At 60.6% G+C, this 17,433-nt stretch carries 15 protein-coding genes and 1 pseudogene; 4 read left to right on the top strand and 12 right to left on the bottom strand.

Annotated features, from left to right (window positions below; translation table 11 throughout):
* Window positions 1-114: 114 nt before the first annotated feature.
* A pseudogene (locus AC0J5Z_RS09495) lies at window positions 115-744 on the top strand (IS3 family transposase); the annotation flags it as partial.
* Between the two features lie 738 nt (window positions 745-1,482).
* On the opposite strand, the gene AC0J5Z_RS09490 reads toward AC0J5Z_RS09495, so the two are convergent.
* The 3 genes from AC0J5Z_RS09490 to ychF all read right to left on the bottom strand — a co-directional run bounded on the left by AC0J5Z_RS09490 (window position 1,483) and on the right by ychF (window position 4,996).
* Window positions 1,483-1,692 (bottom strand): antitoxin, encoded by a 210-nt coding sequence (locus AC0J5Z_RS09490; protein ID WP_475038833.1) that lies wholly within the window; start codon window positions 1,690-1,692, stop codon window positions 1,483-1,485.
* 1,686 nt (window positions 1,693-3,378) lie between these two features.
* A complete protein-coding gene (locus tag AC0J5Z_RS09485) occupies window positions 3,379-3,810 on the bottom strand; it encodes a YobI family P-loop NTPase (protein WP_475038832.1) in 432 nt (143 codons plus the stop codon).
* 100 nt (window positions 3,811-3,910) lie between these two features.
* Window positions 3,911-4,996 (bottom strand): redox-regulated ATPase YchF, encoded by a 1,086-nt coding sequence (gene ychF / locus AC0J5Z_RS09480; RefSeq protein ID WP_026005753.1) that lies wholly within the window; start codon window positions 4,994-4,996, stop codon window positions 3,911-3,913.
* 112 nt (window positions 4,997-5,108) lie between these two features.
* On the opposite strand from ychF, the gene AC0J5Z_RS09475 reads away from it, so the two are divergent.
* Window positions 5,109-6,383 carry a DNA recombination protein RmuC gene (locus AC0J5Z_RS09475; RefSeq protein WP_475038831.1) on the top strand — a complete coding sequence of 425 codons (1,275 nt, stop codon included), beginning with the start codon at window positions 5,109-5,111 and terminating at the stop codon, window positions 6,381-6,383.
* Between the two features lie 86 nt (window positions 6,384-6,469).
* Here AC0J5Z_RS09475 and AC0J5Z_RS09470 read toward each other — a convergent pair whose 3' ends face one another.
* Both AC0J5Z_RS09470 and AC0J5Z_RS09465 read right to left on the bottom strand, forming a co-directional pair.
* On the bottom strand, window positions 6,470-7,555 hold the full coding sequence (locus AC0J5Z_RS09470) for a 4-hydroxy-3-methylbut-2-enyl diphosphate reductase (RefSeq protein ID WP_475038830.1): 1,086 nt from the start codon (window positions 7,553-7,555) through the stop codon (window positions 6,470-6,472).
* Between the two features lie 24 nt (window positions 7,556-7,579).
* Complete coding sequence (locus AC0J5Z_RS09465; RefSeq protein ID WP_475038829.1) at window positions 7,580-8,443, bottom strand: hypothetical protein; 864 nt, start codon at window positions 8,441-8,443, stop codon at window positions 7,580-7,582.
* A gap of 182 nt (window positions 8,444-8,625) precedes the next feature.
* Between AC0J5Z_RS09465 and xseA the strand changes: the two genes are divergently transcribed.
* Window positions 8,626-9,903 carry an exodeoxyribonuclease VII large subunit gene (gene xseA, locus AC0J5Z_RS09460; RefSeq protein ID WP_475038828.1) on the top strand — a complete coding sequence of 426 codons (1,278 nt, stop codon included), beginning with the start codon at window positions 8,626-8,628 and terminating at the stop codon, window positions 9,901-9,903.
* A gap of 95 nt (window positions 9,904-9,998) precedes the next feature.
* Window positions 9,999-10,274, top strand: a complete 276-nt coding sequence (locus tag AC0J5Z_RS09455; RefSeq protein ID WP_475038827.1) for an exodeoxyribonuclease VII small subunit — start codon at window positions 9,999-10,001, stop codon at window positions 10,272-10,274.
* A gap of 36 nt (window positions 10,275-10,310) precedes the next feature.
* Here the strand turns inward: AC0J5Z_RS09455 and AC0J5Z_RS09450 are convergent, their stop codons facing one another.
* The 7 genes from AC0J5Z_RS09450 to rsgA form a co-directional block, all read right to left on the bottom strand.
* On the bottom strand, window positions 10,311-11,165 hold the full coding sequence (locus AC0J5Z_RS09450) for a polyphosphate kinase 2 family protein (protein ID WP_475038826.1): 855 nt from the start codon (window positions 11,163-11,165) through the stop codon (window positions 10,311-10,313).
* Between the two features lie 52 nt (window positions 11,166-11,217).
* Window positions 11,218-12,438, bottom strand: coding sequence for a pyridoxal phosphate-dependent aminotransferase (locus tag AC0J5Z_RS09445; protein ID WP_017200378.1), 1,221 nt, complete (start codon window positions 12,436-12,438; stop codon window positions 11,218-11,220).
* A gap of 120 nt (window positions 12,439-12,558) precedes the next feature.
* Window positions 12,559-13,515, bottom strand: a complete 957-nt coding sequence (locus AC0J5Z_RS09440) for an ABC transporter substrate-binding protein (RefSeq protein WP_475038825.1) — start codon at window positions 13,513-13,515, stop codon at window positions 12,559-12,561.
* On the bottom strand, window positions 13,512-14,255 hold the full coding sequence (locus AC0J5Z_RS09435; RefSeq protein ID WP_475038824.1) for an ABC transporter permease: 744 nt from the start codon (window positions 14,253-14,255) through the stop codon (window positions 13,512-13,514). The genes AC0J5Z_RS09440 and AC0J5Z_RS09435 overlap by 4 nt, the downstream gene beginning before the upstream one ends.
* Window positions 14,252-14,992, bottom strand: a complete 741-nt coding sequence (locus AC0J5Z_RS09430) for an ABC transporter permease (RefSeq protein WP_475038823.1) — start codon at window positions 14,990-14,992, stop codon at window positions 14,252-14,254. The genes AC0J5Z_RS09435 and AC0J5Z_RS09430 overlap by 4 nt, the downstream gene beginning before the upstream one ends.
* On the bottom strand, window positions 14,992-16,086 hold the full coding sequence (locus AC0J5Z_RS09425; RefSeq protein WP_475038822.1) for an ABC transporter ATP-binding protein: 1,095 nt from the start codon (window positions 16,084-16,086) through the stop codon (window positions 14,992-14,994). Before AC0J5Z_RS09425 ends, AC0J5Z_RS09430 begins: the two co-directional genes overlap by 1 nt.
* Before the next feature lie 154 nt (window positions 16,087-16,240).
* Entirely contained in the window at window positions 16,241-17,410 is a 1,170-nt protein-coding gene (rsgA, locus tag AC0J5Z_RS09420; protein ID WP_475038821.1) for a ribosome small subunit-dependent GTPase A, read from the bottom strand.
* Window positions 17,411-17,433: the final 23 nt, after the last annotated feature.

The raw sequence follows: 17,433 nt of genomic DNA, 5'->3' as shown, positions 1-17,433 counted from the left end.
ACGTGCCGGGTGCTGAAGACCGCCCGTCCGCTTTACTACCGCTGGCTGGCCAACCCGGTTACCGATGCCGAGTATGAGCAGGCCTATCGGCCAATGCTTTGTTTGATGCCCACCGGCAAGTCCAAGAAGCCCGGCCCGCCGGTCGACGATGACCTGTGCGCGGTGACCGACAGCACAGGCCGGACCCGGCACGAGTTCACCGCCAGCGCCCCGAACCGGTTGTGGCTCTCGGACATCATTGATCACCCCACCGCCGAAGGCAAGCTCTACCTGTGCGCGGTCATGGATGTTCATTCCAACAGGATCGTCGGCTATTCGATCGACTCACCGATGAAGTCCCGCCTGGCCGTGGCAGCGCTCAACAGTGCGGTGGCCCGACGCAGTGAGGTGGCTGGCTGCATCCTGCACCCCGATCGCGGATCCCAATTTCGGTGCCGGAAACTCGTCCATGCCCTGAACCGTCATGGCATGACCGGGTTGATGGGCAGGGTCGGGGCGTGCGGGGACAACGCAGCGATGGAATCGTTCTTTGCCCTGCTGCAAAAGAATGTCCCGGTCCGGCGCTCCTGGGCCACCCGGGAGGACCTAAGGACCACGATCGTGACCTGGATCGAACGCACCTACCACCGCCGAAGACGCCAAGCCACGCTCGGCCGTTTGACCCCCATCGAATACGAGTCCATCGTGACTGTCACCTATCCCTGCAGCAGTCCCTTTTTATCCCGGCTGGTTGCCGCTACATGATCCACGTCCTGAGGGCTGATAGATCAATCCCTAGGACCTTCATAGCTGGACCACAGGGGGTTAGTTGTAGACCGTTATGACATAGTTCCAGCCCCAGTTTACGTTGGTCCTAAAGCAGCCACTGGCACTAATCGACTTGTTGGGCCAGAGCCGCTGGGCCCGCACGTACCGGGTCCAATGATCATTCTTGCAATTCTCCAGGCTGTGCAAATAAGGGCCACCAACCTCCTGGTAGCAGATCGAACCGGACCAACAATCGGCGGCCGAGGCCGGCGAAGCGGGAGCTGCCGCCACGCCAAACGTTGCTAAAACCATTGCGGCGGCGATGAGCAATCCAGATTTCTTTACGATTTTCACTACTGGCACCTTTCCCCTGACGAGAACCTGTGAGCACTTCGCTCGATAACAAAGGCATTGTTCACGTCAGCAGTTAAGTTGCCGATCTTCACGGATCGTGACGCAAGAAATGCCTTCCATCTTGATCTCTCCAAACAGCCGCAACAAGAGATCCATCAGTACGAATGTTGTAGCTAAGCCCTCAAAACAGTCGGCCTCCGCTAATACGACGACTTGAGGCGTAGCGTGACAGCACGGTGAGGAATCCCTCACCGTGCTGCTCCACTAGATCCCGGGTACGCCCAGACGTGTGGTGGGGGAACTTACTACCCTCCCAACTGGGTTCTTTAAGAAGGAAAAATGCGAAAAAACCTTGTCCTAGCGGGATCGGATCGAAAACTGTCAGGACCCCTCGGGTTCAGACTGCTGCTGATCACTGGGCTGGCCGCCAAGTACATCGCTCAAGGCATCTACGCCCTGACTGATCTGCTCCTCGAACCGGCCTCCGGTGAGCTTGTTAGCCGCTTCTTCAACCTGATCCAGTGCATTCTTCTTCAGGTCCTGACCTTCACTGGTTCCCAGGAAGTCTTTGGCCATCTCTTCTAGTCCCACGATGTTCTCCTATTGGTTGTGTCCCGGCGGTAGCCGCGACACAATCCCTGTCCTGGGGCCGATGGATCAACACTTCGCATCAGACACCCAGGTCGAGAGGAAACGCTCAGCGACAAGACGTCCCTAACGCGCCAGCGCATGATCTACCATGCGTCGTTACCAATATGTGCAGGTTCTCTCGGAGTCATGTCGCGAATCACGACAACTATCCGATATCGCCGGTGTCCTGAAAAACGTTGCCGCCAAGTCCCGCAATATGGAGCACTGGATTGCGGATCGGTTGGTTGAAAGCAACGGTGATAGTGCCAAGACCCGAACACCATCCACTGGCTGGGCCGTTGTTCGTGGCGTCCGTCCAGAAATCGACAGCGCGTGTAATGCCGGAGAAACCGTGCGAATAGTCAGAAGCGACATACCCACGGCTATCCAGCGTCGTCCTGAACGGCCAGCCCAGTAAACCCCGACTAGTCATAGATTGCGGTCATGCCTGAGCCCGACATCGTCAGCACGGGACCTCCGCCAGCAGTGTTCGCCGGCGCTGTGGCCATTTCGAGGCCTGTGCCGGCCGGAGAGCACCACCAAGACCGCAGCGGCGCCAATGACGCTTTCCGTCAAGCCCGTTTCTTAGAGTCTCCTCCATGAAGACCAACGCCTCAGGAGCTTCCCGCAAATCGCCAAACCAATCGAGGGCATCGTCATATCCGAAGCTACTGGTAAACCATGCACCCATCTCAAACTCCTGTAGTGGTTGTGTTCATCGTGCCGGCGAATCTCTCACAGTGCCGGAGCCTTGAAATCGGCAGAGAAGCTCCGATTTCTGTGGACGGGTTGTCCTGCATCGACTCTGACAGCCTCCGCACCCCCACCTGCGGCAGGCTCCGAATGCTAGGGACAGCCCGCGCCCGTCCCAGGACAGACGTACGGGGTGCAGCCAATTCGTTCTGCGAGAAAGGCCATGTTTAGCCCCTTCCGGGTTGATCCATCGTCCGATACACAAGATGGAAACCGAGGATGCACCGGCAAGGCGCAGTGCCATGGCCAGAGGACCACGTGTCGTCGATGAGCAAAACGTGAGCTTCGGCTGGCACGTCCCCCACGTGCACAAAGTGGGCCGGGTCGGCGTTCCGTAGCGCCTGCACAGTAGCAGCATTCCTCAGGTTAAGTTCTTGGCCCGGTGCGTGCGATTCGCGTGTTCGTGATCCTCTTGAGCGGATGGGCAAGGAAGGAACAGTCGACCCGTGAGCCAACTTGTTGCCGGTAAGCTTCAGGACGAATTTCCTGTAGCAAGGCCTCTCGTTTGGGTCAGTCCTGACATGATCTTCGTGTGCGAGGGGCCCGGGATGGTGTTCTCATATTTGATGAGGAGAGTGCCGCTTTGCTCTCCGCCGATCCCATAAGTCATGAATCCGACGCGGCTGCTGGGCAGATTTCCCCACTGAGCACGATGCCTTTGCAGGCGAAACATATGAACTCCCCGGATAGTCCAAGGGTGTCGAGCAGACGTCACAGGTGATGCCTGAAAATTTGGGCAACATTCTTGGCGTAGCCGCCAGCATTTTCATATAGGAAGTAAGACGTGGTTTTGAGTACTTGTTCCAATTCCTCATCCGGGTTTGTATCTGTCACGCGTTACGCCAGCACGAGAGGTCGAAGTACCGTGTCCATCTCTTTGCCCTCCGCCAGCCTCTACCTGTAGAGACCCAAGGACGTCAGAACAAGACCGAAGAGCATTCCAGCCCTTACGAGGTGCTGCGGAGTCCGGCCAGCCGGGTCCGGGACGCACCCCCAGCACCCACAGAAGCCCCAAGCCCACCACGCTGATAAAAGGGCATGAAGGAACGCACGGCTCTTGGTCACGGGTTTGGGCCGGGCGAAGCGGGATTGCCGGATCTTCCTTGGTGTCAGCCGGTGGACGAGTTGCTTGACTGGTTCCTTCTGGATCCGGTTGGCCAGGTCCTCGTCGTCTTTATCCGGGCCAAGGGTGTTGATACTGAAAGTCTTCCAGCACGCTGGACTCGCCGGCTCCGCAACGGCCGGGTGAGGCTGCGCAGCTTGATCGGCTGCCTCGGTGCCTCCAGCTGGCCCGGACGTTCCTCGGCCACGGTTTCTCTTCGCCAAAAAACGCTAGACGTGATCAGTGTCCAGATTCAGAGGGCCGGTCCCTCTGGAGCTGGACATACAGTGGGTCTTGACCTACTCCTTGCCCTGCTTTGCCGAACTAGACGTTGAAGCGGAACTCCACCACGTCGCCGTCGGCCATCACGTACTCTTTGCCTTCGATACGGACCTTGCCACGGGACTTTGCCTCAGCCATGGAACCGGCATCGATGAGGTCGTCGAAGGAGACAACCTCGGCCTTGATGAAGCCGCGCTGGAAGTCAGAGTGGATCACGCCGGCGGCCTGGGGAGCAGTGTCTCCCTGGCGGATGGTCCACGCACGGGTTTCCTTGGGACCTGCCGTGAGGTACGTCTGCAGGCCAAGGGTGTGGAAACCAACGCGCGCCAACTGGTCCAGGCCGGATTCGCTCTGGCCGTTCATTTCCAGCATCTCGCGGGCTTCTTCCTCGTCCAATTCAACAAGGTCGGCTTCGAGCTTGGCATCAAGGAAGACGGCATCGGCGGGGGCAACCAGGGCACGCAGTTCGTCTTGCTTTTCCTGGTCGCCGAGGATGCCTTCATCGGCGTTGAAGACGTAGATAAAGGGCTTGGCAGTGAGAAGTCCGAGCTCCTTGAGGTGCCCCATCTCCAACTTGTCGCTCTTGATCGAGGAGAAGATGGTGTCGCCGCGTTCCAGAACAGCCTGGGCTGCCTTGATAGCGGCCAGTTCGGCTGCTTCGCGCTTCTTGATCTTGACTTCTTTTTCGATACGCGGGATGGCGTTTTCGATGGTCTGAAGGTCTGCCAGAATCAGCTCGGTGTTGATGGTCTCCATATCGGAGCGCGGGTCAACCTTGCCGTCCACGTGGATGACATCGGGATCGTCAAATACGCGAACGACCTGCGCAATGGCCTCTGCCTCGCGGATGTTGGCAAGGAACTTGTTGCCCAGGCCTTCGCCCTCGGAGGCGCCCTTCACGATGCCGGCGATGTCCACGAAGGACACGGGAGCGGGAAGCAACTTCTGCGAACCGAAGATCTCCGCCAGCTTCGCCAGGCGGGGATCCGGGAGGTTGACCACTCCGACGTTCGGTTCAATCGTTGCGAACGGATAGTTCGCAGCGAGCACCTGATTGCGGGTCAGTGCGTTGAAAAGAGTTGATTTGCCGACGTTGGGCAGTCCGACGATGCCAATAGTAAGAGCCACGAGCATTGATTCTACCCGTTGGAACCATGTCCCCGGTTGTCCCCTCCCCCAAATCGACGCCCACGGCTGCAGCCTCGGTAAAACTGTCGTACCCCTGTGACAGGGTTGCCACATGGATGGATTTGGATTGGTATTGGCCCTGCTCATGCTGCTGATTGGCGCCGCTGTTGGCCTCGCGGCTGGCTATGTTGTCTTCCGACGCCGGGGCGCCGGCTTGGAAGAAGACTTCGACGCCGTTTCGTCGCGGCTCTCAGAGGTGACGGCACAGCTGGCAGCGGCCGACGCCGAACGCCGGCTCTTGTTTACACAGAACCGTGAGCTGAACGCAGCAAGGAACTCTGACGGCAGCGTCCTGCGCGCGCTCGCTCCCGTGGCTGAAAAGCTGACAGCAGTCCAGCAACAGGTTTCGCTCCTTGAACGGGACAGGGTAGAGCAATACGGCCAACTTGCCCAGCAGCTGCAGGATGCGCGTTCGTCCGACGAGCAGCTCTTGCGGTCAACGCACGCCTTGGCTTCAGCACTCCGTTCCAATAGCGCCCGCGGTCAGTGGGGCGAGGTTCAGCTCCGCAGGGTAGTGGAGGCCTCGGGAATGCTCCGGCATGTGGATTTCCATGAGCAGGTCCATTCCGGACGTAGCGACAACACGCTGCGACCGGACTTGGTGGTCCAGCTTCCCGGTGGTAAGCAACTGGTGGTGGATGCCAAAGTCCCGCTGGCTTCCTACCTCTCCGCGCAGGAACAACTCCACGGAGACGGTTCCTTCGGTGAGTCGGTGGGACCCGCAGTCAACCATGACTCCAAGACACTGCTGGCACAGCACGCAAAGGCGCTCAAGGCCCACATCGATGCTCTGGCGGCCAAGAAATACTGGGACATTCCAGGGAACTCCCCCGAGCTGGTGATCTGCTTCCTTCCGGCGGAGTCCATCCTGGCGTCAGCCCTCGAAGCCGATCCTGCCTTGCTGGAGCACGCCTTGTCCAGGAACGTGGTTCTGGCGTCGCCCGGCACCTTGCTGGCGGTCCTCAAGTCGGTTGCCTTCACTTGGCGTCAGGACGTCCTCACGGACAGCGCCCACGAACTCTTCGAGCTCGCCAAGCAACTGTACGAGCGCATGGGCACGCTAGGTGAGAACGTCGGCAAGCTGGGAAGCTCCTTGAAGACATCCGTGGATCGCTACAACGCGATGGTGGGCACGCTTGAGGCACGGGTACTCCCGACCGCACGAAAGCTCAACACCATGGACGATGCTGGTCTTGCCGCGCCGATGTCCGTTGAGGCTGTCCCCCGCGCTTTGGCAGCCCCGGAACTTCTTGCCGTCGACACCCATGGCCAAGAGGATTCAACCCGTGACCACGAGGACAGCGAAGACCAGGAGTCAGCCGCCTAAAGACATGCCGCTTAACGGATCTGGCCCGCGGTAGAAGCTTTCCTGAAGGAAGGCAACCACTGCGGGCCATCTTTAAGGAGTAAGGGCTACGACGCAGGCCGGCTTCCACGGCCACCAAGGGCACGTGTCACGTCGCCGGCCTTCTTCAAGGTGGCCCGCAGTTCCTTTGGAAGCGAGAAAAGCAGGTCTTCCTCTGCTGTCACCACTTCCTGGACCTCGCCGTAACCGTAGTCAGACAGAAGCCGCAGAACATCTTTGACGAGCACCTCAGGGACAGAAGCGCCGGAAGTCACGCCCACGGTGGCAACGCCCTCGAACCAGGCCTCATCCACCTCATTGGCGAAGTCCACACGGTACGAGCTCTTGGCGCCGTATTCCAGGGCTACCTCAACCAAGCGCACGGAGTTTGATGAGTTGGCCGAACCCACAACGATCACGAGGTCAGCCTGCGGTGCGATTTTCTTGATGGCCACCTGACGGTTGGTGGTGGCGTAGCAAATGTCGTCGCTGGGCGGATCCTGCAGCGTGGGGAACCGGTCCTTGAGGAGGCGAACCGTCTCCATCGTTTCGTCCACGCTGAGCGTGGTCTGCGAAAGCCAGATGGTCTTCTCCGGATCACGGACGGTGACCTTGTCTACCTCGTGCGGTCCGTTGATGATCTGGATGTGTTCCGGGGCTTCGCCGGCTGTTCCTTCGACTTCCTCATGACCCTCGTGGCCGATGAGCAGGATGTCGTAGTCTTCCTTGGCGAAGCGAACAGCTTCTTTGTGCACTTTGGTCACCAGAGGGCACGTGGCGTCGATGGTGCGCAAACCACGGTCCTCGGCTGATTGGACCACCGCGGGAGAGACACCGTGTGCGGAGAAAATCACCAAAGCGCCTTCGGGCACCTCGTCTGTTTCTTCGACGAAGATAGCTCCTTGTTCTTCCAGGGAGCTGACCACGTGCACGTTGTGGACGATCTGCTTGCGAACATAAACCGGCGGGCCGTAGTGTTCCAGGGCCTTCTCCACAGCAATGACAGCCCGGTCCACGCCAGCGCAATAACCTCGGGGAGCCGCCAGCAGAACCTTCTTGGGACCCGTGACGGGCGCCGCTGCCTGAACCTCTTCCGGAGAACGGCGTCTGCGGGGCACCGTGGGCATAGGAATGGAAACTGCTGTGCTGGTCATCTCTCCATGCTACCGGCCCGAACTTTAGCTGGGGGCCGAACGTGACCGTCGTCGCCCTGCCACAACGGAAGCTATGACGCCTGCCACAAAGACTGCACTGGAGACCATCGCCGCGATCACGATCCATTCCCCAAAGCCCGCCCTGGCTGCCGTGAGGAACTCCTGTTTGAACAGCTCAGCCACCCCGTTGGAGCTGGACAGGTTGCCAACCACTCCCCCGGCAAGGTCAGCACCGGCCGTCCAGAGCGCAGCAAGCGCCAAGCCTCCCAGTCCGAGGAAAACCAACACCAGGGAACGCCGGCGCGCGGCAACAAGCGCTAAGAGCACGGATATCAGGGCACCGAGTGCGGCCACCCACCACAGGGGAGCGAATGCCGCCACCCGCTCAACCAGTTGGCGGTGGGAGGGCTCCCCCAGGGACACCAAACTTTCCGCGGGAACATCAATCCGGATTCGGGTGGCCTCGGCGAAGTGATCGCGAATGAGCCTGACCAGAGGACTGATATCAAGGACCAGGGCAGTGGTGGTTGCGGCCTCCTCGGTTTGGTTCGCCGCGCCGAAGTTCAGCCTGTGGCTGTTGCGTACTGTCTCTTCCCACGCTTGAGGGTAGTCATCCCACGATTGCATGCCCGATGCAGCGCTGCGGAGTGCGTCCGCCGCCAAGGACTGGATAGGTCCTGGAAGTTCCACGGAGGACTCAAAGGTTCCAACAGCGGCAGTGGCCAGGCGGCTTTGGAATTCAGGATCATTGCCCAGTGCACCTGCTATGCGGACAAAGCCCTCTTCGTTGACGATGTTCCGGTCGACCCACGCGGTAGGAACGGCTACGGCTGTGAGAAGTAAGGCGAGGATCACGCCCAATGCTGAAACAAAAGTACGCAAGGTCATCCTTGGGCTCGGGGGCTACGCCACCATCCTAGGTCTGTCCACATGACAGAAAAAATGTCGGAGGCGTCGCCCAAGCTATGGATAGAGTTGGAAGGCCGGTTGGCTTCCACAGCCGCACCCCTGAGCGAGGACAATGACAATGCAGGTACAAACACGGCGACTGAACCAGGCACGGACCACCCATGTCCGCTGAAGCAACACCGGAATCCACGCTGCCGGGGACCGCCGCCGAAACGAGCCCGGATAACCCCTGGCCCCTGCAGTTGCTGTCCCGCAAGCTCAAGGCACACATTGAGCGGGCGCCTGCCGCATGGATCGAGGGTCAGGTCATTGAACTGAACCGCCGGGGTGGCAACGCGTTTCTGACACTGCGGGATGTTGACGCGGAAATTTCCCTACCGGCATCAGTCTGGTCAACGGTACTTGACCGTCAGAAGATACCCCTGGAACGAGGCTCCCGCGTTGTCGCTTTGGTGAAGGCTGACTTCTGGGTGAAGACGGGGCGACTGAACATGTCCGTGAAAGACATCCGTCCGGTGGGCCTCGGTGACCTGTTGGCAAGGATCGAACGGCTACGCCAAGCGTTGGCAGCCGAGGGCCTGTTCGCAGATTCCCGTAAGCGCAAGCTCCCTCTTCTCCCCCACCGTATCGGCCTCATCACCGGCCGGGATTCCGACGCCAAGAAGGACGTCATGCGCAACGCTGCCTTGCGTTGGCCAGCAGTTGAGTTCGACGTCCGGGAAGTCGCTGTCCAAGGCAACACCGCCGTTTCACAGATCATCGCGGCCTTGAAAAAACTGGATGCCGACCCGCACGTGGATGTCATTGTCCTCGCGCGTGGTGGCGGCGCGCTGGAAGATCTCCTGCCATTCAGCAACGAGGACCTCATCCGCGCCGTATCGGCAGCTACCACCCCGATCGTTAGTGCGATCGGTCACGAAGCCGACAGACCGATCCTGGACGACGTAGCGGACCTCCGGGCATCTACGCCCACGGATGCGGCCAAGCGCATAGTTCCGGACGTGGCCGAGGAACTGGCCATGGTCCGACAGGCCAGGGACCATCTGCGCCGAAGTATCAGCCGCATGGTGGACCGCGAGACAGATCGACTCCACGCGCTAAGGTCCCGGCCTGTATTGGCCGCGCCCGATTCAATGGTGGATGCGCGTTCCGAAGACATCCACCGCCTGCAGCGCAGGACCCATTCTGCTGTCAGTACCGCGGTCCTTAGGGCCTTGGACCAAGTCCACCACTTGCGTGCGCAGGTCCGCGCCCTGTCACCACAAAAGACCTTGGACCGCGGCTATGCCGTTGTTCAGCTCGTCGGGGAGGACCAAGCGGGGCACCACGTCGTCAGCAGCCCCGAAGAAGCGCCGGACGGGACACCATTGAGCATCCGCGTAGCTGAGGGCCGTTTCAGGGCTGTCTCCGCTGGTACAGGTCAACTCATCGAACACTGACAGCTCGTCGAACACCGACACTTCAACGAACACTGACCGCTGGTCGAACTATGATTTTGCCGGCTGGATCGTCATCACAAGCACAAAGGACCATCATGACCGAGAACAACCAGCCAGCATCGACTCCCGAGACAACACCGACGCCTGAATCCTTTGACGGCCTGAGCTACGAGGAAGCCCGCGAACAGCTCGTGGCGGTAGTGGGACGTTTGGAGGCGGGCGGAGCCAGCTTGGAGGAATCACTGGCGCTCTGGGAGCGTGGCGAAGCACTGGCCAAACGCTGCGAAGACTGGCTTGAGGGCGCCCGTAGGCGTCTGGCTACCGCCCGCGATGCAAGCAACGACGGCGGAGCTGCCGCCGGGACAAACTAGCAAGCGGCAGCATGCAGCTGCCGGCAACCAGACGGCCTACGATTCCACGACAAGGGCCCGCTCGGCGGCGACATCGAAGTCAGCTTTTGGCCAGTCCAGTTGCAACCCGCCGAGGGCATCCAGCAGCAGCTGCTGGACTGCGATGCGCGCGTACCACTTCTTGTTGGCCGGTACCACGTGCCACGGAGCAATCTCCGTTGAGGTCTTCTCAAATGCTGTGCTGTAGGCGTCCATGTAGTCGTCCCAGTACGCACGTTCCGCGAGGTCACCCCGGCTGTATTTCCAGTGCTTGCCGGGATCGTCCAAGCGAGCAATAAGACGCTTTTTCTGTTCGTCCTTGCTGATGTTGAGCATGACCTTGACGATGGTGGTCCCCTGCTCGTGCAGGCGCGACTCGAAGTCGTTGATCGCGGCATAGCGCCGCTCCAGCTCGGAAGGTTCAGCCCAACCATGGACGCGGTGAATCAGGACGTCCTCGTACTGTGAGCGGTCAAAAACCCCCACCATTCCTTCGGCAGGTGCCTGTTTCTCGATCCTCCAAAGGAAGTCGTGAGACTTTTCCTCGTCTGTGGGCGCTTTGAAGGCTGTCAGCTGAACACCCTGCGGGTCCATGGCACCCACCACATGGCTGACAATGCCGCCTTTGCCCGCAGTATCCATGGCCTGCAGGATCAGTAGGAGCCGTTTGGGGCTGCCAAATTTTCCTTCGGCGAAGAGCTTCTCCTGCAGTTCCGCAAGGCGCTCGTCCTGGGCGGCCAGCAGCGCCTTGCCGTCAGCTTTCAGGCCGGAATAGCCGGGGGTGGATTCGGGATCCACGCCTGCCAGCGAAAACCCCGGCCCCACCCTCAGCACTTCGGCCGGACTCTTGGCGAACTCAACTGCAACTGCCATCGGAGGCCTTTCTGCCCGGCCGCGCCCTCATGGCGCGGCTATGGACCTCAGGCTAGTTGCCCGGGTACCTCGACAGGAAGTCCGCCATGCGGCCAATGGCTTCTTCGATGTCCTTCACGTTGGGCAGGGTCACCATACGGAAATGGTCAGGGCGGACCCAGTTGAACGCACGCCCATGGGACACCAGGATTTTCTGTTCCTTCAGCAGGTCAAGCACAAACTTCTCGTCATCCCGGATGTGGTAAACCTCGGGGTCCAACTTCGGGAACAGATAAAGGGCGCCCCTGGCCTGCTGGGTGCTGACACCGGGAATGGCGTTCAGGAGGTCGTAGGCCTTGTTGCGCTGCTCCAGGAGCCTGCCGCCGGGAAGGATGAGATCGTTGATGCTCTGGTAGCCGCCGAGCGCGGTTTGGATGGCGTGCTGTGCCGGTACGTTTGCACACAAGCGCATGTTGGCCAGCAGGTTGATGCCCTCAAGGTAATCAGCGGCATCCTTCTTTGGTCCGGAAATCGCCATCCAGCCCGCGCGGTAGCCGCAGACGCGGTACGCCTTGGACAGCCCACTGAACGTCAGGCAGAGGACGTCATCACCGGTAAGCCCGGCGAGGTTAACGTGAACGGCGTCTTCGTAGAGTATTTTCTCGTAGATCTCGTCAGCGAAAAGAACCAGTCCGTGCTTCTCTGCCAATGCAACGATCTTCTTGAGGGTCTCCTCCGGGTAGACAGCGCCGGTGGGATTGTTGGGATTGATAACCACAATGCCCTTGGTCCGCGGCGTGATCTTGGACTCCATGTCCTCAAGATCGGGCTGCCAACCGGACTCTTCGTCACAGAGGTAGTGCACTGGACGGCCACCGGCCAGTGCGACTGAAGCAGTCCACAGCGGGTAGTCCGGAGTGGGGATCAGCACTTCGTCGCCGTCGTCGAGGAGCGCCATGAGAGACATGGTAATCAGCTCGCTGACCCCGTTGCCCAGGTAGATGTCATCAACGTGGATGTTCTGGATCCCACGCGTCTGGTAATACTGCGAGACCGCGGTCCTGGCCGAAAAAATGCCTCGGGAATCGCTGTAGCCCTGGGCGTTGGGCAGGTGGCGGATCATGTCCACCAAGATGGCGTCAGGCGCTTCGAAACCGAAAGGGGCCGGGTTTCCGATGTTCAGTTTGAGGATCCGGTGACCCTCCGCTTCCATTTGCTGGGCGGCCTGAAGGATCGGTCCACGGATGTCGTAGAGGACATTATGAAGCTTGGTGGACTGCTTGAAATTCGCCATCCCTCAAATATGCCACACGGGTGATGGAGTTCAGTTGAGACTTAACTCACACATACGACGACGGCGGTGACGGTCCCGCGCGGGTCCGTCACCGCCGTCGTACGCGGTTCGGTTCAGGTGTTACTTGACGATGCCCTTGTCCTTCAGCCAAGCGGCTGCGGCATCCTTGGGGCTCTGCTTCTGATCCCCGCTGACTGCGCGGTTCAGGTTGATCAGGTCATCCGTGGTGAGGATCTTGGAGACATTGTTAAGCGCCTCTTTGGCCTTGTCCGTCATCTTGGCTTCTTTGACGAGCGGCAGGACCTGCTGGGCCTTGAAGTTGTTCTTCGGGTCTTCCAGCACCACGAGGTCATTGTCCGCGATGGAGGGCGTGGTGGTGTAGATGTCGGCAACCTGTACCTTGTCCTCCAAGAGGGCCTGGAGCGTCAGGTTGCCGCCGCCGTCGTTGAAGGGTTGAAGGCCCTTGAGCTCGCAACCGTAGTTGGCCTTCAGTCCCGGGAAGCCGTAGGCGCGGGTCTCAAAGGTGGCCGGAGCAGCCATGGTGAAGTCCTTGCAGACCTTGGCCAGGTCCTCGATGGACTTCAGCTGGTACTTCTCGGCCGTGGCCTTGGTGACTACCATGGCGTCCTTGGACTCGGCCTTGGCCGGTTCCAGGACTGCGAGGCCGTCCGGAAGCTTGCCCGGGAGCGCCTTGTAGACGTCTTCGGCAGAAACCTCGGTGGCTTCCGTGTCCACATAGGACAGGAGATTCCCGGAGTAGTCCGGGACGAGGTCGATGGAGCCGTCCTGGACAGCCTTGAAGTAAATCTCACGCGAACCGATGTTCGGCTTGGACGTAGCCGTAAGACCTGCAGCGTTGAGGGCTCCCACATAGATCTCGGCGACGACCTGGCTTTCCGGGAAGTCTGCCGAACCAACTACCAACGAGCCACCGGCGGCAGATCCGCTGGGTGCCGAGGTGGAAGGCGTGGCCAGAGGGCTGCCGCCACACGCGCTCAACGCGAGGGCCACACCCAGTCCAGCGGCGAGGCCGCCGAGACCACGGCGCGTAAGGGTCATGGGAACGGGGTTTTTCATGGTGTACCTCCTTGAACGGCAGCCCCGGCGGTAGCAGTGGCTGTGAGATCGTCGGCCGCCTTCTGGCGGCCGCTTGAATCGAGGGTCAGGCCGGGCGAGATCACAAGCCTCTGCACACCGGCAAGGATCAGGTCCACGGCAATGGCGAGCCCGGCAATAAGCAGCGAGCCGCCCAGCATCCTCGGGAAATCCTGCAGGACGAGGCCGTCGAACAGGTAACGGCCCAGCCCACCAAGCGGAAGGTAGGCAACCACCGAGACAGTTGCGATGACCTGCAGCACCGCGGTGCGGATGCCGCCAAACATGACTTGGAGGCCGTTGGGCAATTCCACTCGGAAGAGGATCTGGAGTTCCGTCATTCCCATGGCCCGGGCAGCATCCACCACGTTGCCATCCACGCTGGAAATTCCGGCGTAAGTACCGGCGAGAAGCGGCGGAACCGTGAGGATGACAAGCGCCCACACAGGTGGCATCAGGCCGCTGCCGGCGAGCAACGCGAAGAGGACAAGCAAACCGAGTGTCGGAAGGGCACGCAATGCTCCGGCGACAGCCACCGCAACCACCCGGCCACGGCCGGTGTGCCCGATGTAGAAACCGATGGGCACTGCGATGGCGGCAGCGATCAGAAGCACCAGCGCGCTGTACTGCAGGTGCTCCAGCAAACGGGTAGGGATCCCCCCGCTTCCAGTCCAATTCCTGGGGTTCGTCAGCCAGGCGATGGTCTCGGCAAAGATGTTCATCCGGACGCTCCTGGATCGGGGCGAAGGGCCGCATGCGGCGTTGCCGGACCGGCCTTCGGCTCGGTGAGCAGGGCGTTGGCGTCAGGACGCGAGGATTTCCCGCCTGCGGCCCGCGTCCAAGGAGTCAACAGCCTCTCAAGAATCACGAGCACTGCGTCCATCAACAATGCCAGCACCAAAATCGCGATGATACCCACCACGACTTCGGTGATGAACGTCCGCTGCAGGCCATCCGTGAACAGGACTCCCAGGTTGCCTACCCCCAGGAGAGCCGCGACACTCACCAAGGAGATATTGCTGACGGAAACCACACGAAGTCCGGCGAACAGCACCGGCAGAGAAAGCGGAAGGTCCACTTGGAAGAAGCGCGCCAAGGGCTTGAAACCCATAGCAACGGCTGCGTTTCGGAGGTCATCATCCACGGAGTCGAAGGCGTCCATTGCGGCACGGACCAACAGGGCCACGGCATAGATGGTCAGTGCCACCACCACATTCAGCGGATCCAGAATCCGGGTGCCAAGGATGGTGGGAAGAATGATGAACAGTGCCAGTGAAGGAATGGTGTAGAGCAGCGACGTAACGGTAGCCACCACTGACCTGAGCGTGCTGTTGAGCCTGGCCAGCTGAGCCAAGGGGACGGAAATCAGCAGGCCCAGGATCATGGGGATGATGGCGAGCACCATGTGCTGCCCGGCCAACCCCAGGACCATGCCACTGTTGGCAAGGAACCACTCCATCAGGTGGCATCCTCCCTGTGGTGGCGAACATCTTCGATGAGTGCCAGGACTTCCGGCGCCTTCAGGACTCCGGCTACCCGGCCGTCGTCGTCCACCGCAACGCCAAGGCCCGACGGCGATGATAACGCCGCATCCAGCGCGCGGCGCAAGGTATCGCCTTTGCGGAAGAGCGAACCTCCGGGAATTAGTCCAGCGCCGTCACGCGGCGAGGACCATCCGAGCGGGCGTGAATCGTCATCTACTACCAAAGCCCACTCACCCGAGACGCGGCCGGCGTGGTGGCCGTCGGAAGGACTGACCATAGTCACCGGGTGGAGCGTCACGGCATCGGCAGGGTTGAAGGCAAGGTGCCGGAAGCCACGGTCGCGTCCCACGAAGGAGGCCACGAAGTCATTCGCAGGCGCCCGAAGAATCTCTTCCGGAGCCGCGTACTGCGCCAGTTTGCCCCCCACGGCGAAGACAGCCACTTTGTCGCCAAGAACAGTGGCTTCATCGATGTCGTGCGTAACGAACACGATGGTCTTGGCCAATTCCCGCTGCAGGCGCAGGAGCTCCTGCTGCAGTTCATCACGGACCACGGGATCCACGGCGCTGAAAGGTTCGTCCATCAGCAAGACCGGCGGATCAGCAGCGAGCGCCCGGGCAACCCCGACGCGCTGCTGCTGACCACCCGAGAGTTGTGACGGGTACCGCTTGCCGAGGACGGAAGCCAGCCCGACGACGTCGAGCAGTTCCGCAGCGCGTTTCCGCGCAGCTGCCTTGGGAACGCCGTTGAGCCGCGGGACGGTGGCGATGTTGTCCAGAACAGAACGGTGCGGAAGAAGGCCCGATGACTGCATGACGTAGCCCATGGATCGGCGCAGCTGGGCCGCAGGAACCTGCGAGACGTCCTCGCCCGCAACGGTAATGGTGCCGCTGGTAGGCTCCACCATCCGGTTGATCATGCGCAGGGATGTGGTCTTGCCGCAGCCCGAAGGGCCAACGAACACGGTGATGGAGCCTTTGTCGATGGACATGCTGAGAGCGTCCACCGCCGGTTGCCCGCCTTGGTATTGCTTGGTTACGCTCTTGAACTCAATCATGGCTTCGGCCATACCCGGGCTTACCTGTCTGTGGTCGAGAAAATCGGCAGAGCCACACGATCATATGCACTCTTATTACTTGGCTGCAAAGCAATCTTCACCCAGCGTAGCCAGCACCACCGACGATGTCAGCGAAGCCACGTATTCCGTAATGAATCGGCAATGTTCAGCGTTTCCGTCGCTTTCCACCCTTCCCTGCCCTCTCCTCGGCTTGATCGTGCCTGTATCGTTCCGCTGCACGCTGGCCCCTGTCAGCTGACATCACCTTTTGGTGCCATTCCCGCTGGTAGGCACGGCGGGCCGCTGCATCATGTTTCCTGGCGAGGGCTGCCAGCTCGCGTTGCAGTTTCAGATAGCTGGCCCAGCGCCGGGGATCGAGGGTTTCACCCGCGAGCGCCTCTTGAACCGCGCATCCCGGTTCTTCTTGATGGGCACAGTCCGTGAAGCGGCACTGGGAGAAGAGTTCGTCAAGATCTCCAAACATCTCCTCCATCCCCTCGTCTGCGTCGAAGAGCCCGAACCCGCGGACTCCCGGAGTGTCCATCAGGACGGCACCGCCTGACAGGGGCACCAACTCCCGCGAGGTGGTGGTGTGTTTACCTTTGCCATCGCCAGCACGGACTGCACCGGTCTGCTGGACTTCGCGTCCGGCGAGGGCATTGATGAGCGTTGATTTGCCGGCACCGGAGGGACCCAGCAGGACCAAGGTGGCGCCTTCAGGAATGTGCTGCATCAGTTCATCGAGTCCGTCGCCCTGCTCCGCGGAGGTGGTGACGACGTCCACGCCTGCGGCCTGCAGGAACACTTCCCCCACCACATCGTCTGCCACATGGGCAAGGTCGGCTTTGGTGATGACAACAAGTGGCGTGGCACCGGAATCCCATGCAGCCACAAGCGTCCGCTCGAGACGGTTATGGGTGAGTGGACGATCCACGGGGACCACCACCGCGACGATGTCGATGTTGCTTCCCAGGATTTGTTCCTCGGAGGATGCCTCAAAGGCCCGCTTGCGGCTCAGCGCCGAATGCCGCGGGAGGACCTCAACGACGGCTGGCTCGCCTGCGCTGTTGTGGCCAAGCCATACCCAGTCCCCTGTGGCCGGAACCAGTCCATGTGCTGGATAGGGCAAGTGCAGGAGTCCGTCGGCCGATGCTACGAGCACGCGGTTGCGATCAAGTCGGACCACGCGGCCCGGGCTGGCGGCGCTTCCGGTTCCGGGCACTGTGTTGGAACGGAAAAGCTCCGCTGTTTTGGCTGTGTAGCCGTACTCCACAGGTCCGCGGAATTGCTTGGTGGAAATACGTGAAGGGTCGCTTGAAGAAGCGTAAGTGTTCAATGAGATGCCTCTGCTGAGGCCCG

The sequence above is a fragment of the Paenarthrobacter sp. TRD_SC_7 genome (genome assembly GCF_056156245.1).
Note: the sequence above shows the minus strand (reverse complement) of the source record. Positions and strands in the feature narration are given on the sequence as shown.